At 44.3% G+C, this 20,654-nt stretch carries 18 protein-coding genes; 5 read left to right on the top strand and 13 right to left on the bottom strand.

Annotation, left to right across the window (positions count from 1 at the left end):
• Positions 1-77: 77 nt before the first annotated feature.
• The 8 genes from MKX60_RS13730 to leuC all read right to left on the bottom strand — a co-directional run bounded on the left by MKX60_RS13730 (position 78) and on the right by leuC (position 10,262).
• Complete coding sequence (locus MKX60_RS13730; protein ID WP_042129455.1) at positions 78-344, bottom strand: hypothetical protein; 267 nt, start codon at positions 342-344, stop codon at positions 78-80.
• Between the two features lie 25 nt (positions 345-369).
• A complete protein-coding gene (nth, locus tag MKX60_RS13725) occupies positions 370-1,050 on the bottom strand; it encodes an endonuclease III (protein WP_042190074.1) in 681 nt (226 codons plus the stop codon).
• A 219-nt stretch (positions 1,051-1,269) separates the two neighbouring features.
• Positions 1,270-4,002 carry an S-layer homology domain-containing protein gene (locus MKX60_RS13720; protein ID WP_081393086.1) on the bottom strand — a complete coding sequence of 911 codons (2,733 nt, stop codon included), beginning with the start codon at positions 4,000-4,002 and terminating at the stop codon, positions 1,270-1,272.
• Between the two features lie 87 nt (positions 4,003-4,089).
• Positions 4,090-4,749, bottom strand: coding sequence for a GerMN domain-containing protein (locus tag MKX60_RS13715; protein ID WP_076299595.1), 660 nt, complete (start codon positions 4,747-4,749; stop codon positions 4,090-4,092).
• A gap of 114 nt (positions 4,750-4,863) precedes the next feature.
• On the bottom strand, positions 4,864-6,303 hold the full coding sequence (locus tag MKX60_RS13710; protein ID WP_076284593.1) for an N-acetylmuramoyl-L-alanine amidase family protein: 1,440 nt from the start codon (positions 6,301-6,303) through the stop codon (positions 4,864-4,866).
• Positions 6,304-6,450: 147 nt separating this feature from the next.
• Positions 6,451-8,019, bottom strand: coding sequence for an N-acetylmuramoyl-L-alanine amidase family protein (locus MKX60_RS13705; protein ID WP_341060095.1), 1,569 nt, complete (start codon positions 8,017-8,019; stop codon positions 6,451-6,453).
• A gap of 186 nt (positions 8,020-8,205) precedes the next feature.
• Positions 8,206-8,808 (bottom strand): 3-isopropylmalate dehydratase small subunit, encoded by a 603-nt coding sequence (gene leuD / locus MKX60_RS13700; protein WP_042190082.1) that lies wholly within the window; start codon positions 8,806-8,808, stop codon positions 8,206-8,208.
• Positions 8,809-8,837: 29 nt separating this feature from the next.
• Positions 8,838-10,262, bottom strand: a complete 1,425-nt coding sequence (leuC, locus tag MKX60_RS13695) for a 3-isopropylmalate dehydratase large subunit (RefSeq protein WP_042190084.1) — start codon at positions 10,260-10,262, stop codon at positions 8,838-8,840.
• Between the two features lie 257 nt (positions 10,263-10,519).
• Here leuC and MKX60_RS13690 point away from each other — a divergent pair, with 257 nt between their 5' ends.
• The 5 genes from MKX60_RS13690 to proC all read left to right on the top strand — a co-directional run bounded on the left by MKX60_RS13690 (position 10,520) and on the right by proC (position 16,821).
• The gene (locus MKX60_RS13690; protein WP_341060094.1) at positions 10,520-11,869 is read left to right on the top strand and encodes an FAD-binding oxidoreductase; all 1,350 of its coding nucleotides are present in this window, start codon (positions 10,520-10,522) and stop codon (positions 11,867-11,869) included.
• Positions 11,870-12,057: 188 nt separating this feature from the next.
• Entirely contained in the window at positions 12,058-12,969 is a 912-nt protein-coding gene (locus MKX60_RS13685) for a LysR family transcriptional regulator (RefSeq protein ID WP_076284590.1), read from the top strand.
• Between the two features lie 544 nt (positions 12,970-13,513).
• Positions 13,514-14,617: a glutamate 5-kinase gene (gene proB / locus MKX60_RS13680; protein WP_341060093.1), complete on the top strand. Its 1,104-nt coding sequence runs from the start codon at positions 13,514-13,516 to the stop codon at positions 14,615-14,617.
• A gap of 36 nt (positions 14,618-14,653) precedes the next feature.
• On the top strand, positions 14,654-15,901 hold the full coding sequence (locus MKX60_RS13675; RefSeq protein ID WP_341060092.1) for a glutamate-5-semialdehyde dehydrogenase: 1,248 nt from the start codon (positions 14,654-14,656) through the stop codon (positions 15,899-15,901).
• 50 nt (positions 15,902-15,951) lie between these two features.
• A complete protein-coding gene (proC, locus tag MKX60_RS13670; protein ID WP_341060091.1) occupies positions 15,952-16,821 on the top strand; it encodes a pyrroline-5-carboxylate reductase in 870 nt (289 codons plus the stop codon).
• 68 nt (positions 16,822-16,889) lie between these two features.
• On the opposite strand, the gene MKX60_RS13665 is transcribed toward proC, so the two are convergent.
• The 5 genes from MKX60_RS13665 to MKX60_RS13645 form a co-directional block, all read right to left on the bottom strand.
• Entirely contained in the window at positions 16,890-17,615 is a 726-nt protein-coding gene (locus MKX60_RS13665) for a hypothetical protein (RefSeq protein WP_081393085.1), read from the bottom strand.
• Positions 17,612-18,715: a hypothetical protein gene (locus tag MKX60_RS13660; protein WP_076284586.1), complete on the bottom strand. Its 1,104-nt coding sequence runs from the start codon at positions 18,713-18,715 to the stop codon at positions 17,612-17,614. The genes MKX60_RS13665 and MKX60_RS13660 overlap by 4 nt, the downstream gene beginning before the upstream one ends.
• Before the next feature lie 18 nt (positions 18,716-18,733).
• Positions 18,734-19,219, bottom strand: a complete 486-nt coding sequence (locus tag MKX60_RS13655; RefSeq protein ID WP_076284585.1) for a hypothetical protein — start codon at positions 19,217-19,219, stop codon at positions 18,734-18,736.
• Complete coding sequence (locus tag MKX60_RS13650) at positions 19,216-19,671, bottom strand: RNA polymerase sigma factor (RefSeq protein ID WP_256716311.1); 456 nt, start codon at positions 19,669-19,671, stop codon at positions 19,216-19,218. Before MKX60_RS13650 ends, MKX60_RS13655 begins: the two co-directional genes overlap by 4 nt.
• 226 nt (positions 19,672-19,897) lie before the next feature.
• On the bottom strand, positions 19,898-20,650 hold the full coding sequence (locus MKX60_RS13645) for a DnaD domain-containing protein (protein WP_341060090.1): 753 nt from the start codon (positions 20,648-20,650) through the stop codon (positions 19,898-19,900).
• Positions 20,651-20,654 lie beyond the last annotated feature (4 nt).

The following is a 20,654-nucleotide window of genomic DNA, read 5'->3' as shown; positions in this document are numbered from 1 at the left end:
TTCTGCTTTTTCGCTAGAAAAGTAAGAAGCAAAAAAGGAGCCAACCCTAGGGCCGACTCCTTTTATCACTTCTAAATTTATGCAGTTTCCGAAACAGGCAACAGAATTTCGAATACTTTTCCGTGTTGCAGAATAGTCAAACCACGAGATTTATCTCTCATTACAACAACCTCAGGTTTCACTGACATACGCTCAAAATAGTGTTCAGGAACGTCACCGGAATGACTGATCGTGATACCTTCTACTTCTTGCTCTTCGTTCTCTTCGAGTGGGCTTTCCACTACGCGATCAAAAATATCCGAGAACACTTCAAAATTATCTGTGTATACAGAAATGCATTTCATCTCTATCCCATCCTCTTCTTCAACTCTAACTTTTTGGCGTATGATCTTTAGCTTTCCTGACAACAGCTGTTTTCATACGTTTTTTGCCCTCTCGACATACATCAAGGAGCGGGCAAACTTGACATTTTGGGTTCTGTGCCTTGCAGTGATATCGTCCGAAAAAGATAAGCCGGTGATGAGTGATCGTCCATTCGTCACGTGGCACAGCCTTCATCAGCTTCTTTTCCACTTCCAGCACAGAATCTTTCCAGCCTGCTAATGCAAGTCGTTTAGCAACCCTCTCCACATGCGTGTCCACTGCAATGGCAGGAACTCCAAAAGCATTGGATACTACTACATTTGCAGTTTTACGACCTACACCGGGTAAAGTTACAAGCAAGTCATGAGCCTCAGGCACCTCGCCACCATACTGTTCTATGAGTATAGAGCATAGGCTTTGGATATGCTTAGCTTTGTTACGATATAGGCCGATGCGCCGGATATCCCCCTCCAATTCCTCCAGCGGTACAGAAATATAATCGATGGGGGCTTTGTACTTTTGGAACAGGTCCACGGTCACTTTGTTCACCGTTGCATCCGTACATTGGGCTGATAACAGTACCGCTATCGTTAATTCAAAAGCGTTACTGTGATTTAGCTCGCAATGAGCATCAGGGAACAAGTCTCCAATCGTATCCAAAATGTGGCGGACCTCTGCAACTTTCATAGCGTCCCCTCCACGGAGCGATTACGCTCATTAAAACTCACATGAGCGTGTCATCTCTAATGTAAAGAAATATAAGCAAAGTCTGTATTATAACGTATGGTTTCATACATTTCAAGAAAATACAACTCTTATACTTTCTTATATTTCAAAAAAAACGTCTTGACGCAGGCAAAGCTCCTGTGTCAAGACGGTGATTCACTCAGAAATCCACCATTGCTACTATTGTTTCACAATTTCAACCACGATATCATTATTGAAATACATTATAATATTATCATTTTCTTTCAGAGATTGCACGGACAATGTCGTATCTCCTTGATGAATATATACATTTGAAGCAAGAGTGAACTGATACTTATCGTTCAGATTAGCTCTCTTAGTCACCAATGAGTTCGTCGTACTGTCATAGCGAGAGAATGAACGAGTTAACTGTGGTAACACACGAATGACTGTCGCTCCATCCGTGTCTTTACGAATCTCCACTCTGTCCGCTGTTGTTAAGTTACTAAGAGCAGTTGTTGTGGCGCCATCACGTATGATTCTAACCCCACCGCTTACAGTAAAGTTTTGTGCTGCTCCAGCATACTCCTTCACAATTAAGCTATTCGTTGCAGCTCCTACTGAACTAATCTGACCCGTAGTAAGCTTAACTGCCTGAATAGCGAGCGGTGTGCTTCCATCAAAAGTCACATTCAGATAATCTCCCGATTTCAAAGCGGTTAGCTTAATGCTCTCACCGGCTTCATTTGTTATTGGGAGCGCTGCAGTATTAATCTCACTGGTCCCCCCATTCCATTTAATACTTATACGGTTGGTTCCAGAATTAACGGTTGCTGCTTCAACCTGAAGAACGGTCTTTACTTTCAATACTGCAATTAGATCCTGACTAGTTGTCAGTGAGGCTGTCACATTACTACCAACAGGAACATCACTTAAGGTTGGATTAGTCTTCCCAAAAATATCAACCAATTGTGGATAAGGCATTGTTATAGTTTGCCCACTGTCCTTAAGCTTCAATACAATTGTTTTAAAAGAAGAATTAACAGCAGACAGGGTTCCTTCGTACTTTGTGACAATTTCCAAAGACAGAGCCCGTTGACCTATTGCCGTTAAATTCACTTTACGGTTCTCAACAAGTTTCGTACCGACATTACTTAAGTTAGGAAGTACGCCTTCGATCAACAATTTTGTTTTTTCATCCAACTGAACGACATGTGCCTTTTTTTCAGTATCCATAACTGTCAACAGCTGTGTTTTAGTATTATAGTCAATAACCGTCGCTCCACTATACTGCTCAATTTGACGGCTTAACACTTCAATCTTTATGACTTGATCACTGCTGTTCAGCGTAAGCTGAATTTTGTCCCCACCTACTGTATCAGCTATAAGATCATCAGCCACAGCGCTATTCATATTCGGAATAACAATCACCGGCTTCGTGCCTAACAGTTTAACTTCACGTGTTCCGTCCGTTTTTTTATACACAACTGTTGAATTACTCAGTTCGGTAAGTACACCTTGAACTGTCCGTTCAACACCTTCTGTCACTTCTACAGTACGTATCACATTTTCCTTAATCGTATATTTAACAGCAGCACCTGTCTTTAAATCTGCTGGCTGCAGCACTGATGATTGCGAGCTGAATAATGAAGTTCCATCTTCCCATTTAAAGGTTTCCACCGTACCAGCAGCATTTTTAAACGTAATGCTTTTCCCAGGAAGATCTATACTTTGAACGGTACCTGTTGTCGTTTTGTTAACAACGCCTGAAGTCACTTGAACCTTGACCACTTTATGTGAACCACTATAAGTTTCACGCTGTAACGTAACTATGCTGTCTGCTACCAGCGAAGCAGGTTCAATTGAAGTCCCATTCGCATCTTCAAAGGTAGTCGCTTCATCGTAGTAATATTCAGTGAACCCAGTAGCTGATTTCAGCCATAGCTTATTACCAGGTGCTACCATTGCGAAGCTTCCGGAAAGGCTCTCCACTTGTTGTGTAGGGTCAGTCACTTCAACATAGGCTGCATTATATGTCGCTCCAATTACAGTAACCTTTGTGTAAGGTTGGACATCACTTAGATTTATTCTACTTTCAGAAGCGCTTGTGTAATAAGCGGTGCTTGCTCCCAGGGTATATGTAGAAGTCTTTCCGTTGTTATAGACGGAGAGTTTCCCACCTGCTAATTGACTGATTGTTCCTGATACCGTGTTGTCATATTCAACCGTATTGTGAGCTTCTGCGCGGCTGAAAAAGGTCGCCAATTGAGCACGGGTCACAGCCCCTTGTGGATCAAAGCGATTACCGTCAAGACCATTGGCTAGTTTCAGATCAACAGCAACGTTGATGTACCCTCTTTTGTTTGCAGACACTTTAGCATCATCCGCAAAGCCTGTCGGCGCACTAGCTGCTACGGCTGCATCTGCACTTTTTCCTAGTGCACGAATTAAGAGTTCAGCAATCCATTCGCGGGAGGCTTTACGCTCTCCCCAAGAAGTCTTCAGATTATCTGGAGCCATTTCAGTAGCCTTATCAAGTAGACCTTGTTGAAAGGCCAACACTACATAATCCTTGTAATAATTCGTAACCTTAAAATCATTAGGTAAGGCAACCGTTGAAGAAGTATCCACTTTATCCTGCAACTTCATAAACCGTAATGCCATAAGCACGGCTTCCTGCTGAGTTACAGAATCTCCCGGGCGGAATAAACCATTATTTCCAACCACAATTCCTTGTGATGCTAATTTATAAATATGCTTTTCAGCCCAAAAGCCTGCCTTCACATCGCTAAAAATGCCTACAGATTGTGTAGTAGTTGTTGCTGCTGTAGCGGCTGTATCTGCAAACACTGCGCTTGCGCCACTAAAAATCATGGTTCCAGCCATAACAGCCGATACTGCTTTCGTAGAATAAGCCTTCAATGGACGTTTTGACCTTTTTTGCGCGGACAATAGATTATTCCCCTCTCTATGACTCAAATAAATAGTATAGTTTAAAGTTCGTCAGTTAGATGCTTTTATCCTTTGTTGTAATAACAATTAGATATTATCTCTAGTCATAGGATGCATTAGGTCAACATGACCCATCAAGCTTTCAACCTTTTCACCATCCACCAAAACTTCGATGCTTTTTACTTCTTCAAATTGAAAATAGGTTTTGGCAAGTGATGAAATCGCTAAGGACTCCCCACCAGCACCCAGCTGTGCTTCATCAGGTTTATGAAGATCCATCACAATTTGACCATCAACAAACTTTAACGATTTCAGTTCAATTTTGCCCCATAATGATACAAGGTCAGTATTCTCGTTGCTTTGCAATGCTTTGAACGTCTCTGTATATTTCTGGGCATCGTCAGAGAAGCTAATGCTAGTCTTAGCAGGAATCAGATCCATAACTTGTGAATCCGTATAATATGCATCGATACTCTGGCTCTGTTTTTGCTTCTCATCTGCTACTGGCTTTGCAGTTGCCTGAGTTTCTGTGTTGCTATTATCTGCTGTCGGTTGCGGAGTGCTAGTCACTTCATTTCCTGGTTCATCGCTTGGAGCCGGTGTACTTTCCCCCGCACCACTTACAACATTTGAAGTATCTTGCTCCACACCATTTGCTGGAGCCGCAGTAGGCTTGTCTCCACAGCCAGCAATCACTAGCAGAAGCAGTGTAGCGATCCCAATTGTACTCCATTTTTGTTTCATCATTAATAAACGCCTCCTCTAGATGAATACGGGCAGACAGGTACCGCAAAACCACTTCTTGCCTTTTAAAATAAAAGCAGAAAGCTGACTTTGCGGCGCTCGTCTGCCACTGGTCTGTTATTTTATACCCAAATATTCCTTAATCCCACTCACTATTGAAGCCGCAACTTTGTTTTGAAGTGCATCTGTAAAGAGCAATGCTTCATCTTTTTTGTTGCTAAGGTATCCCACTTCAAGTAATACTGCAGGCATTTTCGTTTCACGGATAACATGGAAATTCCCATAACGTACACCGCGATCGCTAAGCCCTGTAGCTTGAACAAGATATTTATGCATCACGTTCGCCAATGCTTTACTGGCTTCCCGTTGATAATACGTTTCTGTTCCACTAGCTGATGAGGAACCTGAGCTATTGGCGTGTACAGATATGAAGATATCAGCTTTTAAATTATTCGCCATAGCTGCTCTTTCTTTAAGCTCCAAGAAAGTATCATTACTTCGTGTTAACACGACGTCAATATTACTTTCTTTTTTCAGCAATTCAGCTGTCTTAAGTACGATGGCCAAATTAAAATTCTTCTCGTATTTACCTGTAACACCCACTGCTCCAGAATCTTTAGCCCCATGCCCTGCATCTAATACTACTAGCTTTCTGCCATTATTTCCTGGTTGTGTAGTAGTATCATCAGTGCTTTCCGCATTTAGATCGATTACAACCAGCTTAGAATCGTCTCCAGTTACGCTAACGTTGTAATTCTTAGCATAGTTCAAATCGATTACAAAACGTACTGTATAAGGATTCGTGCTATAAAGGGAGTAACGTACTCCTGATACATCGGGATAATCTTTCACTTCCAAGCTACCGTTTAGGTCAGGATCAAGGATCTGTCCTGTGCCAAATAGGTCTGAGAAGGTGGCATTAGGTAAATCAACAACTAACCGATCCGGCCCAGTCATCACTGTCACTTTCGGTACTGAATTACCCTCCATGGCAATGCTCAAACGATTTTCGCTAAAGCTCACACCATTTACCATCGTTAAATTCTTAGAAGGATCTACCGGCGGTACAACCTCAGATCCACCATTTTCAGTATTTCCACCTGAACTGCCGTTATCATTTGAGGATCCTGGGGTAATAAGATACACACTCTTCTTCACGTTGTCCCACGAGACATTTAATCCAAACTGTTCACTAATGAACCGAATCGGTACAAGTGTCGTATTACTACGAAGGATAGGTGCTGTGGTAAGTGTTACTGTCTTGTCATCAACTGAGGCTATCTTTTGATTCACAACCAATTTGATGACCTTTCCTTGCTGTTCAATCGTTACCGTCTTGCTCTTCTGATCCCAACCCACGTTATATCCAAGGCTTTCAGAGATCAACCTTAACGGCACCATGATTGTATCATTCACATTCTCAACCGGGACATTTTGCCCTGCGGTCAGCTCCTTGCCGTCCAGAAAAATCTTGCTATTCCCGGCAGCAGCATGTCCGTTCTCAGGCAAAACAAATACTAAGAGCAACAAAAACAACATCAAACTGAATTTCTTCATTCTTCACCTCTAAATCTAGTATTCGCCTGTGAATGGCGATCGTGATGGCCTGTCTACGTCAACCTCAGACCTCTATTAGACGCTAATAATCTATAAAGGTTGCGAATATATTCCATAAAAATTGAGAAATCTCACCAACATTAAGCATTAAAGTCCTAGATATTCCTTAATACCGGCTACAATTTCTCTCGCTAATTTGTCTTGAAGCTGCTCACTATACATCCCTGATTCATTTCCTGAATTAGTAAGATACCCCACTTCTAGAAGTACTGCCGGCATACTGGTTTCTCTTGTAACATGCAGACTTTTCGTTCTTACTCCGTTGTCCTTGAATCCAGTACCTGCTATCAGATGTTTGTGCATGACCTGAGCAAGCGGCAGACTCCCACTACGCGAATAGTACGTTTCACTGCCATTTATTTTGTCTCTATTCGGATAACCCAGCTCTAGTGAATTCCCATGCACTGAAATAAATAGATTAGCCTTTGCTGCTTCTGCGATATTTACTCGATCCTGAAGACCCAACGTAATATCTTCAGTCCTAGTAAATACGACGTCAACCAAAGCTTCCTGCATAAGTAGTGTTTGCACTTTACGGATAACTGACAGATTGAAGTCTTTTTCCAGCTTACCCGTGAGACTGACTGCTCCTGATTGTGTCCCTCCATGGCCCGCGTCGAGAACTACAACTGGCTTTCCTGTCATTCCACTACCACCTGAGGTATTCCCTTCACTCCCTGTAACATTCAAATCTAGTGTCACCAGTCCAGTACTTTCATCCGTACTTAATTGATAAGGCTGGCTCCCGACCGTTTGAATCACGAACCTAACAGTAGAAGGACTTACACTGAACAACGCATACCGGATCTCAGAAACTAGAGGGTAACCAGTAACATCCAGCTTCCCTTGCGGACTTCCGTTTGTGGTAATACTCGGTAGACCTCCTACGAAATCTGGAGCAAAAGCTGTACCGGGAAAATCTACGACGATTCGATCTGGACTGCTCATTTTTGTGATGCTAGGTTTAGGAGCCCCAGAAACAGCGATGATTAATCGATTCTCAGTGAAGGCTACCCCATTTACAAGCGGACCTGCTGCATTCACACCAGTGCTTCCTGGTACTGAGGATGATTGTGGTGTCGGTGAGGGCAAAACACTTCCAGCGCTTGTGCCATTATCCACGCCGGGTGTAGTCATCTGAGTTGGAGAAGGAGTACTTGTTGCTGTTGGACTAGTAACGGTTCCCTCAGGTGTAGCCACCGAAGCTTGTCCACCCGTCAAATAGACCGTTTTATCGCTATTATCCCAGCCAACCTTTAGACCGAACTGCTCACTTACGAAGCGAATCGGAACGAGAACTGTACCACCGCTTTGCTTGGGTGCTGCATTTAAATCAAACGTTACTCCATCCGCATCAGCTGTTTTTTTTCCTACAGCCAGCTCAATGCTTTTTCCATCTTGGTGAACCGTTACTTTGCGGGCCTGCTGCTCCCACAATACCTCAAATCCAAGATTCTCCACTACCACTCTGACGGGAATCATAACGCTACCATTGACGTTCTCAAGTTTAATTCCTTTTGGTAAAGCAAGCTCTTGATTGTCCATAATAATTCTGCCTGAGCTGCTACCAGCTGCGGCAGCTTCACGTCCAGTGAATGATAGTAATAATAATGGCAGCAACAATAGTAGCAACGTTCGATACCCAACTCTTTTCATTTCCCCGCTCCTTCTGCAAGTAATAGATCTAGATAAGTACTAAGACGACAGAAATCACCAAATGTTTCCTTTATCACCAATCAATATTTCGATTATAGCAAAAAAACTTCTATTTCCGACACCCGGAAATAGAAGTTTTGCGTAATTTTTGTAAAAGTTAAGAACGAAACCAGTTATATCCTATTATTAAGAGAATAACTTAGCCGCATGACGCTCTTCATACGCAGCAATTTCATCTGCATGCTGAAGGGTTAATCCGATATCATCCAGACCTTGCAGCAAGAACTGACGACGGTGCTCATCCAGATCAAAGCTGATGCTCAGTCCAAATTCATCGTGAAGTGTATTGCTCTCAAGATCCACGGTCAATTGGTAGCCATCATGCTCGGCTGTCCGATTAAACAGCTCATCCACTTGCTCTTCCGAAAGCTTGATCGGCAAAATGCCATTCTTAAAGCAGTTGTTGTAGAAGATATCTGCATAAGAAGGTGCAATGACAACTCTGAACCCATAATCCATAATCGCCCAAGGTGCATGTTCCCGTGAGGAACCACAGCCAAAGTTAGCACGTGAGATCAAGACAGAAGCACCTTTATAGCGTGGCTTATTCATTTCAAAGGCAGCGTTATCGTTACCAGCTTCATCAAAACGCCATTCGTAGAACAAAAATTGTCCAAATCCCGTCCGTTCAATCCGTTTCAAGAACTGCTTTGGGATAATAGCATCCGTATCTACATTCACCCGATCTACTGGTGCAACAATTCCTGTTAATTTTTTAAAAGCATCCATAGTTTTATCCTCCCGTGTTCTCTCTAGTTCTATGAGCTGACAGCTTCCGTCTTATAATTCCAATCACGTACATCAGTGAAACGGCCTTTTATCGCAGCTGCAGCAGCCATTGCTGGGGATACCAGATGCGTGCGTCCACCGCGACCTTGACGTCCTTCAAAGTTACGGTTCGAGGTAGATGCACAGCGTTGCCCAGGTTGCAGTACATCAGGGTTCATCGCAAGGCACATGCTGCATCCCGCTTCGCGCCATTCAAAGCCCGCGTCAGTAAAGACTTTATCAAGCCCTTCCTTCTCAGCCTGCATTTTAACACGACCAGATCCAGGAACAACAATGGCAGTAACCTTGTCAGAGACTTTATGGCCTTTTGCTACCACGGCTGCCGCTCTCAAATCTTCGATCCGTCCGTTAGTACAAGAACCGATAAATACATAATCAATTGGAATTTCAGAAATAGGAGTTCCAGGAGTCAAATCCATATATTCAAGCGCTTTTTCAGCAGCTTTGCGTTCATTTTCAGTGGTAAAGTCAGCCGGATTTGGCACGCTAGAGTTGATATCTGTACCCATGCCCGGGCTAGTACCCCAAGTCACTTGTGGAATCAATGTCTCCACATCGAATTCAACCACCGTATCATACTGAGCACCTTCGTCACTAACAAGACTCTTCCATCCTTCAACAGCAGCGTCATATGCTTCGCCTTGCGGCACATATTGACGTCCACGCAGATAGTTAAAAGTAGTTTCGTCAGGAGCGATCAAACCTGCTCTTGCTCCACCTTCGATCGACATGTTGCAGACGGTCATACGTTCTTCCATCGACAGCTCACGAATAGCTTCACCTGTGTATTCAATTACATAACCTGTTGCAAAATCAGTACCATACTTAGCAATAACACCAAGGATCATATCCTTTGCTGTTACACCAGGATTGCGTTTACCTGTGAAACGAACTTCCATAGTCTTAGCTTTGGATTGCTGCAAACATTGGGTAGCCATTACATGTTCAACTTCACTAGTACCGATACCAAAAGCCAGCGCACCAAATGCTCCATGTGTGGAGGTATGGCTGTCACCGCAAACGATAGTTTTACCAGGGTGCGTCAAGCCGATCTCAGGTCCCATTACGTGTACAACGCCTTGATCGATATCATTCAGGTCGAACAATCTAACACCAAAATCAGCACAGTTTTTAGAAAGTGTATCAATTTGCTGCTTGGAAATTGGATCTTTAATATTAAAACGATCCTTGGTAGGAACGTTGTGATCCATTGTAGCGAAAGTCAGCTCAGGACGGCGAACCTTGCGGTTACTGAGGCGAAGTCCTTCGAAAGCTTGTGGAGAAGTTACTTCATGAACCAAATGCAGATCGATATAAATAATGCTAGGTTTACCTTCCTCTTGATGAATAACATGATTATCCCAAATCTTTTCAAACATTGTCTTGTTGCTCATAATTTCACCTCATTAATAGAATCGTTCATTGGAAGAGAGCGTGGAGTCTCTCTTGAATGATCTAAATATAACATCACCATCTTTATAATTCCAAGATATGATATCTATAGAAGTGATAGGTTTAACCTATAAATTGAAGATGATTTTTTTGCTGAGACCCTAGTCAGCCCACTCCTTAGACGAATGCCCTTCATACTATATCGGGTCCTGGTTGTTGAAATGCAGTGCATTTGTTAGCGCAGAAGGAGTTGGAACAATTGAGGTCAGGAACGGGACTTACCGGGCGAGTTATTTTCAAAGGTGATCAAGGGTATGAAACGGCACGTAAGAATTGGGATCCGCATACTGACAAATTCCCGAAAGTGTTTGTTTTCGCACAAAAAACACAAGATGTTGCGAACGCCATAAAATGGGCTAACGAGAATAAAGTCCCCATCCGCGCAAGAAGCGGTAGACATTCTCTGGAGGTTAATCTTTCACAGGTCACCGGAGGAATTGTCATCGATGTAAGTGAAATGAAGAAAATCAAACTAAATAAAAAATCAAAAACTGTTGTTGTGGGTACCGGAAATACAGTGGGGAGAATTGCACACACGCTTGCTGGGCAAGGATATATGGCTCCATTCGGTGATAGCCCTACGGTTGGAATCGGAGGCATCACCCTAGGCGGGGGTATCGGACCGCTCCAGCGAACCGTGGGCCTTGTTAGTGATAATCTAATCGAACTCGAAATGGTTGATGCTAAAGGGAAAATTATTCGTGCCAATAAGAATAGTAACTCTGATCTCCTCTGGGCTTCCCGCGGAGGTGGCGGGGGGAATTTCGGAGTTTACACCAGTTACAAATTCAAAGTACGTCCTGCTCCAGCTTCGGCTACCGTTTTTCGTATCACCTGGCCTTGGGATCAGTTCGAGAAGGTATTCAAAGCTTGGCAACTCTGGGCTCCTTGCGTTAATACCAAACTGGGCAGTGAATTATCCATTGGTCCGAAAAAAGGCGGTAATGTCACTATGACAGGGCTGTTCCTCGGATCAAAGGCAGAGGCTTCCCGCCTCTTAAAGCCCGTTACGAGCGTTGGAACGCCTACGAATCAAATCATCCGCTCTTTGCCCTATACAAAAGTAGTGAGTTTTATGTTAGCGCCTGATCCAGTGCTAACTCAAAGAGTCAGCAACCAGTTCTCCAGCGGTTTCGTAAGAAAATCCTTCCCGGACAAGGCAATTAAGTCCATGCGTGAATTCTTAGAGAAAGTGGAGGGAGAATTCGCAGGTTTCTTTTTCCTCAACTGGGGTGGAGCTGTGAGCCGTAAGTCACCCAAATCTACAGCCTTTTACTGGCGTAAAGCGAAATTCTATGTTGAGTGGAATAGCTCATGGATCAAGAAATCGGAAGCTGCCAGAAATATATTCGTAGTACGAAATACACGCCGGAAGCTGCAGCCATTTATCGTGGGGAGCTACATCAACGTTCCAGACCAGGGAATTAAAAATTCCGGACCAGTATATTATGGAGCGAACTATCCTAGATTACGGAGAGTCAAAGCTAAATATGACCCGGGAAATATATTTAACAACCCTCAAAGCATCTCTCCAGCCCGCAAAGTATAGTAAGACTAATAGCGTAGCATCGAAATTAGACCGGCAAACATAAAGGACTCCAGCGAATACTGGTAATCCACCCCTTCCTATTTGCCGGTCAGTGCGTTCGTGCACGAACTTACATGTGAACCTATATAAAACTTCAGTTTCATAGTTTATACTTATAAGTAAAAACAATCTCCCAAAGGAGTTTATACATGGAACTGAGACAACTACAATATGTACTGCAAATCGCAGCCGAAAAAAACTTCTCCCGTGCAGCGGACAAGCTGCACATTGCCCAACCATCACTCAGTCAGCAGCTTTCCAAGCTGGAAAAAGAGCTCGGTGTAATGCTGTTCCAGCGAAATACCAGCTCTGTTGAACTGACCTATGCTGGATCTAAATTCGTAGAGCAAGCTCAAATCATCATTGATGGCGTAGAACTGCTGCGACAAGAAATGTCTGATATTTCTGAACTGCGTACCGGGCGCGTCGTTGTAGGCAGTATGCCGATCACTGGTGCACATTTACTGCCGCATGTGCTTCCGGTTTTTAAACAAAATTACCCGGAAGTAGAAATCACTCTGCTCGAAGACTCCTCCATGAACCTAGAGAAGCTCACTGCGAGTGGTCAGACTGATTTAAGCCTGCTCTCATTGCCGCTCGAAATTCCGGCTCTTGCTTACGAAGAACTGGGTGAGGAAAGGATCGATCTTGCAGTCCCACCCGAACACCCGCTAGCTAAACGTAGCTTAGATGGAACTAAGACCTCTTTGGAAGAACTAAAGGACGAGCCATTTATCGTACTTAAAGAAGGCCAAGGCTTCCGTAAAATGACTATGGATCTGTGCCGAAACGCTGGCTTCGAACCAAAAATTGTTTTTGAGAGCAATAACATGGAAACAGTTCAGTCACTGGTCGCCACTGGAATGGGTGTAACTCTTGTGCCTCATTTTATTGCCCGTGCACCGCGGAGTGAATTCGTCCCTGTCTACTTACCGCTCACTGATCCTGCCCCTAGCCGAACACTTGTCGTAGCCTATCGACGCGGACGTTATTTATCTAAAGCCGCTAAGGCTTTTGTAGAAACATTTAAATCTACGGTATCTGAATTAACCGAAGAATAGTCCCTTGGAAGGCTGCTCAGATCATCTGACACCGAGCCGCACTTTCATTAACTGGCCGCTTTTTCGTTTAGATCTTGATTCTGCGCCTGCTCAGGATTGTTGTCTTTAGTCAATTTAATCCACCTCTTGGTAACAGATTATAAGTATCCAACCCCCTTACTTAGAGGTTAAACTGAATAATCAAAGCTTTCTAATGCGAGAAATAGTTCCTTCGTTTTTCCTTTGCAAAGCAACCATCTCCATGGTATTCTATTGAAAATAAGTGAAACGTGCAGACGGGACCAGTAAGAATGAGTCTAACCGCGCCTAGAGAGTAAATTCCGACAGGCTGAAAGAATTTACCGCGGTTTTCGTTCCGAATCCTACCCCCGAGCGGCCTGTGCTAAGCAGGACGGATCCTCCCGTTACGAGAATGAAGTCGGATGATCCCTCATCAATGAAGGTGGTACCGCGGAAGTTTACAAGCTTTCGTCCTTTGCTAAGTCTAAGGATGGGGGCTTTTTGTCATTTTCAGGATCTATAAATTATTGAGGAAGTGAACAGAATGACCACACGAATCGTAGTCAAAATAGGCAGCAGCTCGCTGACTGGAATGGAAGGTGGATTGAATCGCGAAGCCGTCTCTTTTTTTGCTTCAGAGATTGCCGAATTGAAAAGAAATGGCTGCGAGGTGTTATTGGTAACCTCAGGTGCTGTAGCCGCAGGCTTTCGCAGTATCGGTTATCCCACACGTCCGAAACTGCTACATGAGAAGCAGGCAGCGGCAGCTGTAGGCCAAGTGCTGCTCATGCAGGCATATCAGGAGGCTTTTGCCGAGCATGGAATAACGACTGCACAAATCCTGCTAACCCGTACCGACTTTTGTAGTCGCAGAGCTATGAACAACGCTATGATGACGGTAGAAGAGCTGCTTCGCCAAGGAGCGGTACCCGTATTTAACGAGAATGACACCGTCTCCGTTGATGAGTTGAAATTCGGTGATAACGATACTTTGTCCGCGCTCGTAGCTAACTTGCTGAAAGCCACCAGATTGCTCGTCTTAACCGACATGGATGGCTTATATAGTGGAGATCCTCGGAAACATCCCGATGCTATTCGTTATCAGTTCGTTGATGATATTACGCCGGAGATTTATGCTATTGCTGGTGGAGCTGGCTCTAGTGTGGGGACAGGTGGCATGCGTTCAAAAATCGATGCTGCCAAGATCGCTACACGAGGCGGTGTGCCCGTCTTTGTTGGGAGAGCTACCGAGCCCGGAGATTTACAACTCGCAGCGTCAGGCACGGGCCGAGGTACTTATTTTGCAACTAAGTTATCTTCTTTACCTGTTAAAAAGCAATGGCTTGGCTTTATGTCCACCCCACTCGGCTCCCTGTACGTTGACGAAGGCGCCGTTGAAGCGCTGCTTCATGGCGGTCATAGTCTTCTGCCTGTCGGCGTCAAGCAGATCGAAGGCAACTTTCACGCTGGTGATGTTGTAGAAGTCCTTGGACCAGACTCCAAATTGCTGGGACGCGGGATTGTGAATTACGATGACGCTCAGCTGCGCAGTATTCAAGGCTTACCCAGCCGTCAGATTGTACCGAAGCTGGGAGAAGTACACCGGCTGGAGGTCATTCACCGTGACGAATGGATTACATTGAGGTAAGAAATCTTATCCATACAAATTTAAGGAGGAATCGTCATGAGTGAAGTTGTCGATAAAGCAAAATTAGCCAAAGAAACAACCGGAGTATTAGCAAGTCTAACTACCGGCCAAAAAAATGAAGCTCTCTTAGTTATGGCTGATGCACTGCGCCGTGAAGCTCCAGCTATCATTGCTGCCAACCGGGAAGATCTGGAACGCGGACGCTTAAGTGGTACTCCCGAGTCCATGCTTGATCGACTAGCGTTAGATGTAGGCCGAATTAACAGTATCGCAGAAGGACTTCAACAAATCGCTGTATTACCTGATCCAATTGGTGACACGCTAGAAACTATTGAACGTCCAAATGGTCTCAACATCCAGAAACTCCGTGTTCCACTCGGTGTCATCGGCATCATCTATGAAGCACGTCCAAACGTAACTGTTGATGCCGCTGGTCTGTGTCTAAAGACTGGTAACGCTGTTGTGTTGCGTGGTGGCTCCTCCGCCCTGTCCTCCAACCGACAAATTGTCGAGGTTCTTCACAACGCTCTAGCAAATACTTCAATGCCGAAAAATGCGCTACAGTTGATCGAAGATCCCAACCGTTCCTCCGTTGATGAAATGCTTAAGCTCAACGGACTACTTGACGTGATTATCCCTCGCGGAGGAAGTTCTCTGATTCAAAATGTTGTGCTTAACGCAACCGTGCCCGTCATTGAAACGGGTGCAGGCATCTGCCATACTTATCTCGACGCAAGCGCTTTGCCAGAAATGGCTCAGAACATTAGTCTGAATGCCAAAGCACAGCGCCCTTCAGTTTGCAATTCCATGGAGACGCTACTCGTTCATAAGGATTACGCAAACGAGTATCTGCTTTCTTTGGCCGAAGTTTTCCGTGATGTTAACGTTGAATTACGTGGCTGCCAGGAAACATTATCCTTTGTCCCATGGGCATTACCTGCAACATTAGAGGACTATGCTACTGAATATAATGATTATATCTTGAATATCAAAATCGTCAGCGATTTAGACGAAGCTATGCAGCATATCGCCCATTATGGCACGAAGCACTCGGAATGTATCGTAACTGAAGATCCGGATAACGCTTCACGCTTCTTACAGGAGGTTGATGCTGCAGCTGTTTACCACAATGCTTCAACCCGCTTCACAGACGGCTTTGAATTTGGATTTGGTGCAGAGATCGGCATTAGTACACAGAAACTCCATGCCCGTGGACCGATGGGTCTGCCTGCTCTTACTTCAACCAAATATAAGATTTACGGAACAGGTCAAATTCGGGGTTAGTGTCCATGCATCCGTTTTTAATTACACCACTTTTAGGAGGATTTTGAGCCATGTGTCAGCAACCTTCCATTCCACTTATGAATCATAATATTGTATTTTATGGCGCAGGCTCTATGGCAGAAGCCATCGTTCGCGGGATGATTAGCCGTAGTATCGTAAAATCCGATAATGTTATTATGCTTAACCGTAGCAGTAGTGAACGTCTGGCAGAACTAAGAAGTCGTTACGGTGTAATCGGTACAAATGATCCTGAACAAAAAACAGATTACCTACGGAACTCACCAGTAATCGTGTTGGCTATGAAACCAAAAGACGCTGCAGAAGCACTTCGGGGACTCAGCCCACTTCTCTCACCTGATCAGATCATAGTCTCTGTAATTGCTGGGCTGTCCATTCGAACGATGCAAGGTCTGCTTGGCAAAGAGCAACCCATCGTCCGTACTATGCCGAATACTTCTAGTTCCATAGGTCTTGGTGCCACTGGCATAGCCTTTTCCAAAGAAGTAGATGAGAAAGGACGACGCCTAGCACTCAACATCTTTGAAGCTGTCGGACTAACAACAGTCATTGATGAAGAACGCATGGAGACCTTAACGGGTATCTCCGGCAGTGGGCCTGCCTATATTTATTATATGATGGAAGCTATGATCGCCGCAGGTATCCGTGGTGGATTGCCGCTTGAACAAAGCACACAGCTAACTGTTCAAACAGTGCTAGGCGCTGCTAGAATGGTACAACAGACGGGCGAGGATCCAGCTGCACTTCGTAAGAAGGTCACATCCCCGAATGGCTCTACACAAGCAGCGATAGAAGTACTCGAGCAGGGAGAATTTTTTGAAACTGTCATCGCGGCAGTAAATCGCTGTGCCGAACGTTCCCGTGAAATGGGCGCTGCGCTTGAGAAAGAGCTGCATTCGTAAAATAAAAAGATCGCTTCCCATACCACATTGGTCAGGAAGCGATCTTTTTTTTCAATTTAAGGCCATGATTAGCCCGTTACAACATTTCCATAAGTATCTCGAACAATCACTTTAACATTAGCCGGAGCCCCAACAGTCACGTCCAGCGTGTTCCTAGAATTATCGAATAGCAGATCTCTAGGAGTTTCCCCTAAAATGATGTATAGCGTATTCCCAACATGCTTAGTTTGAAGCAGCTGTTGCTCTTGTGCTTCTTGTAGCTTCCCTTTATTTGAAGAATAACTCCCGAATACATTCAGCTCGTTTCCACCCGTTTGATCTACTTTAATCCCATAAGGTTCTGCAGCTTGGATAATGATGGTACTAACGCCCTCTGGAACGGCTCCCTTCCAATCTGGCAATGCGTAACTTTCTTGCACAGCTGAAACGGTACGGCGAAATTCCTGTGTTAATCCTAAAGAACTAAATCCCGCAAAAACTAGACAACATACAGCTATAAACCCAACAAACAGAACGCTTAGCACATCATAATACATTTTTCCTTTTCCACGAAACCATAAAGTGTATATTACAATTTCTAAGCCTAATAATATAAAAATGATCGGCCACCAAGCTAACGTCGTCTCGAACACCTCCGCGCCCCTCCACTGCGAGACCATAATTAGAGCTCCCAGAAATAAAAGGCTCAATCCCATCGACAACGTTCCTACACGCCAGCGTCTTGATTTATCTTCAGCAACCGGACGTTCACTTGAAACATTAACTCCTTGCTGTAATTCTGTCGGATTATTCAAGAATGACCACCCGTCCCTTTTCTCCCTTTATTGTTCTTGCTTCCCGCCATCAGCTTCAAACCACCGCCAATCAACAGCACAGATACGATAAAAGTCCTGAAATATTCATTGACTATATACTCTAAACGCCATCCAGGAAATCTGATATCAAGCGCAGGAACTGCGACATTAACTACAATGTAATACAGTCCTAGACATATCAGAGCAGCTCCAAGCCATCCTTGATGATTTAAAAATCCTTCTATGACTGGCTTATCCTGTAAAGGTTCACGTCCATGTCGGCTGACAAGCTGTAAGCCATCGAACAAACTGTAAAACCAAATGACTGGAATGAGGAAGAATAGCAGCGTTAAACGCAGTAGGTCCATGACATAAATACTCCCTAGAAATAGCAGCATGAGCTGTAATCCTCTTTTTTGCAGCCCTAGATACATTTGTCCGGCACCCGGAAAAGCAGAAAGCAATGTAGCCAAAACTTTGCTACGGCGCCCCTCCTCACGCCCAGCCTCCATCTCTTCGAATAAAGTACGATCTACCATTTCTTCTCCAGCTTGCTTACGATGGATTAACTGAACCGCATCAAACATACAATATAACCAAATCACTGGTAATACGCCAAACAGGAGAAGGAAAACATCACTTGACGTAATCCCTGCCAGGAATAACATCACGGTCATAAAACCGAAGAAAGAAATGAGGAAAGACAATCCTCGCTGCATCAACCCCATATGAAAATGACCCAATCCTGGAATGAACGATAATAAAATTACATGTACACGCTCATTATCGTCTGTCTTAACGGGCATTGAAGAAAAATCAAAATTCGATCCATCTGGAGTCATTGCCGGAGCAGGCATCTGGAGCATTTTAACCACCAGATGCACCATCGAAACCGTCCCAATAAGTAGGAACCCTATCACACCCATTAATAGAATATCCTCGGCACCTTCAGCCACAGCTATTAAGAATGACATAAATAAGATGCCAAAGCTTAACAGAAGATAAACAATTCCCTGTGGGCGTTTTCCCATATAATAATGACCTGCTCCAGGAATCAAATTAAGAAAAAAAGCTTTTAATTTACTACGCTGCTGTTGCATATTTCATTTCTCCTCTCATCACTTTCTGCTGCCCATTAGCTGATCCAACCATCCGCTAGTTGTCTGTATGACTTGCTCGCTAAATGATGGGGAATTATCTTTTTTAGGGATCATAAGCTCCATTTGACCTGTGTGCAGCTTATCAAACATACCAGATGTCATTATCAACAGCGTAAGTGACGCGGCAACCGCATAATGAAAGATTGTCTTTTCATACCAGCGATATCGCCGTACCCCTTCTTCAACCGTCACTTGTTCCAATGCTGCTGACGATTCCGTCATACTAGCCCAATCTGCCATAACCCTCTCTGTAAAAATAGACGAATTCTCCAATGAAGGCAGATCCTCCTGTAGCTCATCCAACATTTCCATGTATGAAGTAAAACTTTCCGTATCTTCCAGCAGCAACTGTTCCCAATCTTCTCTGGTCGCCTCGTCCATGTGACCTTCAATATAAGATTTCGCTTGTTCCCGTTGGATTAGATCGTCTCCACGCTTCATCATAGCCATTCGTCCTCCTTCCAATGATTTCGGATCCATTGTCTCGCCCTATACAATCTGGACTCTACCGTCTTCAGGGAAATTCCCTGCTCTGCAGCAATCTGATCATATTTTTTATGTTCCAGATAATAAGCCACCATAATTTCACGATGAGTTTCAGGCAGGCTATTGATTTCACCGAGCAGCCGATCCATCCGATCACGGCGTATAACACCTGACAACACATCCTCTTCGTTGGAAGCGGTCTGGCTCAGTACAAGCTCATAGTCAACAGGAAGTTCCCTAAGTCGATCACGTTTACGTTTCGCATCAATTGCCTTATTTAAGGCGATCCGTGTAATCCATGACTTTAAGCCTTGATAACGGTAGTCAGGGAGAGATTTGTACATTTGTAAAAAAGCTTCCTGAGCAGCATCTTCAGCCATTTTGACATCGCGTAATACAGAATAAGTAATTTTGTAAATTTGCTGACTGTATGTATTTACAAATTGACGGAACGCATCCTCGTTACCTTGGCAAATCCGCTGGATTAATACCTCTTCTTCAATGACTCTCCCCTCCTTCCCACAGCAATAGACGCGCCCGATAACAACTACCCCTGCATTTTTTTATAAAAATATTAAAAAGAACCGCACTGACTTTAGCGATGGGCTAAAGCAGTGCGGTTCTCTCCTAATCTATCTATCTTCCACCATTGCGGAATTTTTGTGTATAGTTCTTTACATCCTGAGCGTTCTTGACCCGGTTGCGGGCCCATTCCAGCAATATTCGATCAATATAACGGAAATGAACCTTTCCTGCAAATACAGATTCCTTCAGCGCTAACAGAATCAGCTCCTCGGGATACCGGTCTTGATCCACCCAACTGGATATCGTCTCACACTCCATTGGAGATAGCGGACGTCCGAATTCCTTTTCGAAAATACTGAATAGATTTCGGCTTTCCTCTTCAGCCCCAAGTTGAGAAGGAGATGAGGGGGGCTTTCCGCCGAATCCACCCCCTGAAGCAGCTCGAGGTGCCGACGTTGCATAGCCACCTACGTGCTTATCTTGCTCATGCTCTTGTACAACTGTCGCTAGATAAGCACCAAGCTTTCCGTATAACCCTGAGAAATTGTAGCGTTCATAATGGATGTCTCTTAGCTCATCGTTGTCTCCATCGATGCTAATAAAACCTTCCTTCATAAGCTTCTGCAACTCTCCTGCTAGTACAGATATGCTACGGTCAGTTACAACCTGAAGCTCCTCAAGAGAAGGGAAGTCAATCCCTTCCACCTGCCTGAAAGAAAGCAGATGTATCAGCAGCATAGCTTCACTTCCGCTTAAATTCAGCTTCCGGTAATACTTCAGTAATGCGTAAGGTATGACGGCCATTCCGTTCTCCAGACCGAAGGAGACGCCTTCGCCCCAGGTACTCCATCCTTTGCCGTCCATGAAC

The organism is Paenibacillus sp. FSL R5-0914 (assembly GCF_038004525.1).
In the GTDB taxonomy this organism is placed as follows: Bacteria; Bacillota; Bacilli; order Paenibacillales; family Paenibacillaceae; genus Paenibacillus_AQ.
This window is presented reverse-complemented; position numbering and strand designations above follow the sequence as displayed.

Coding starts and splice junctions, on each gene's coding strand:
- MKX60_RS13730 (WP_042129455.1), bottom strand. CDS start 344: ATGAAATGCATTTCTGTATACACAGATAATTTTGAAGTGTTCTCGGAT.
- nth (WP_042190074.1), bottom strand. CDS start 1,050: ATGAAAGTTGCAGAGGTCCGCCACATTTTGGATACGATTGGAGACTTG.
- MKX60_RS13715 (WP_076299595.1), bottom strand. CDS start 4,749: ATGATGAAACAAAAATGGAGTACAATTGGGATCGCTACACTGCTTCTG.
- MKX60_RS13710 (WP_076284593.1), bottom strand. CDS start 6,303: ATGAAGAAATTCAGTTTGATGTTGTTTTTGTTGCTCTTAGTATTTGTT.
- MKX60_RS13705 (WP_341060095.1), bottom strand. CDS start 8,019: ATGAAAAGAGTTGGGTATCGAACGTTGCTACTATTGTTGCTGCCATTA.
- leuD (WP_042190082.1), bottom strand. CDS start 8,808: ATGGATGCTTTTAAAAAATTAACAGGAATTGTTGCACCAGTAGATCGG.
- leuC (WP_042190084.1), bottom strand. CDS start 10,262: ATGAGCAACAAGACAATGTTTGAAAAGATTTGGGATAATCATGTTATT.
- MKX60_RS13685 (WP_076284590.1), top strand. CDS start 12,058: ATGGAACTGAGACAACTACAATATGTACTGCAAATCGCAGCCGAAAAA.
- proB (WP_341060093.1), top strand. CDS start 13,514: ATGACCACACGAATCGTAGTCAAAATAGGCAGCAGCTCGCTGACTGGA.
- MKX60_RS13675 (WP_341060092.1), top strand. CDS start 14,654: ATGAGTGAAGTTGTCGATAAAGCAAAATTAGCCAAAGAAACAACCGGA.
- proC (WP_341060091.1), top strand. CDS start 15,952: ATGTGTCAGCAACCTTCCATTCCACTTATGAATCATAATATTGTATTT.
- MKX60_RS13660 (WP_076284586.1), bottom strand. CDS start 18,715: ATGCAACAGCAGCGTAGTAAATTAAAAGCTTTTTTTCTTAATTTGATT.
- MKX60_RS13655 (WP_076284585.1), bottom strand. CDS start 19,219: ATGATGAAGCGTGGAGACGATCTAATCCAACGGGAACAAGCGAAATCT.
- MKX60_RS13645 (WP_341060090.1), bottom strand. CDS start 20,650: ATGGACGGCAAAGGATGGAGTACCTGGGGCGAAGGCGTCTCCTTCGGT.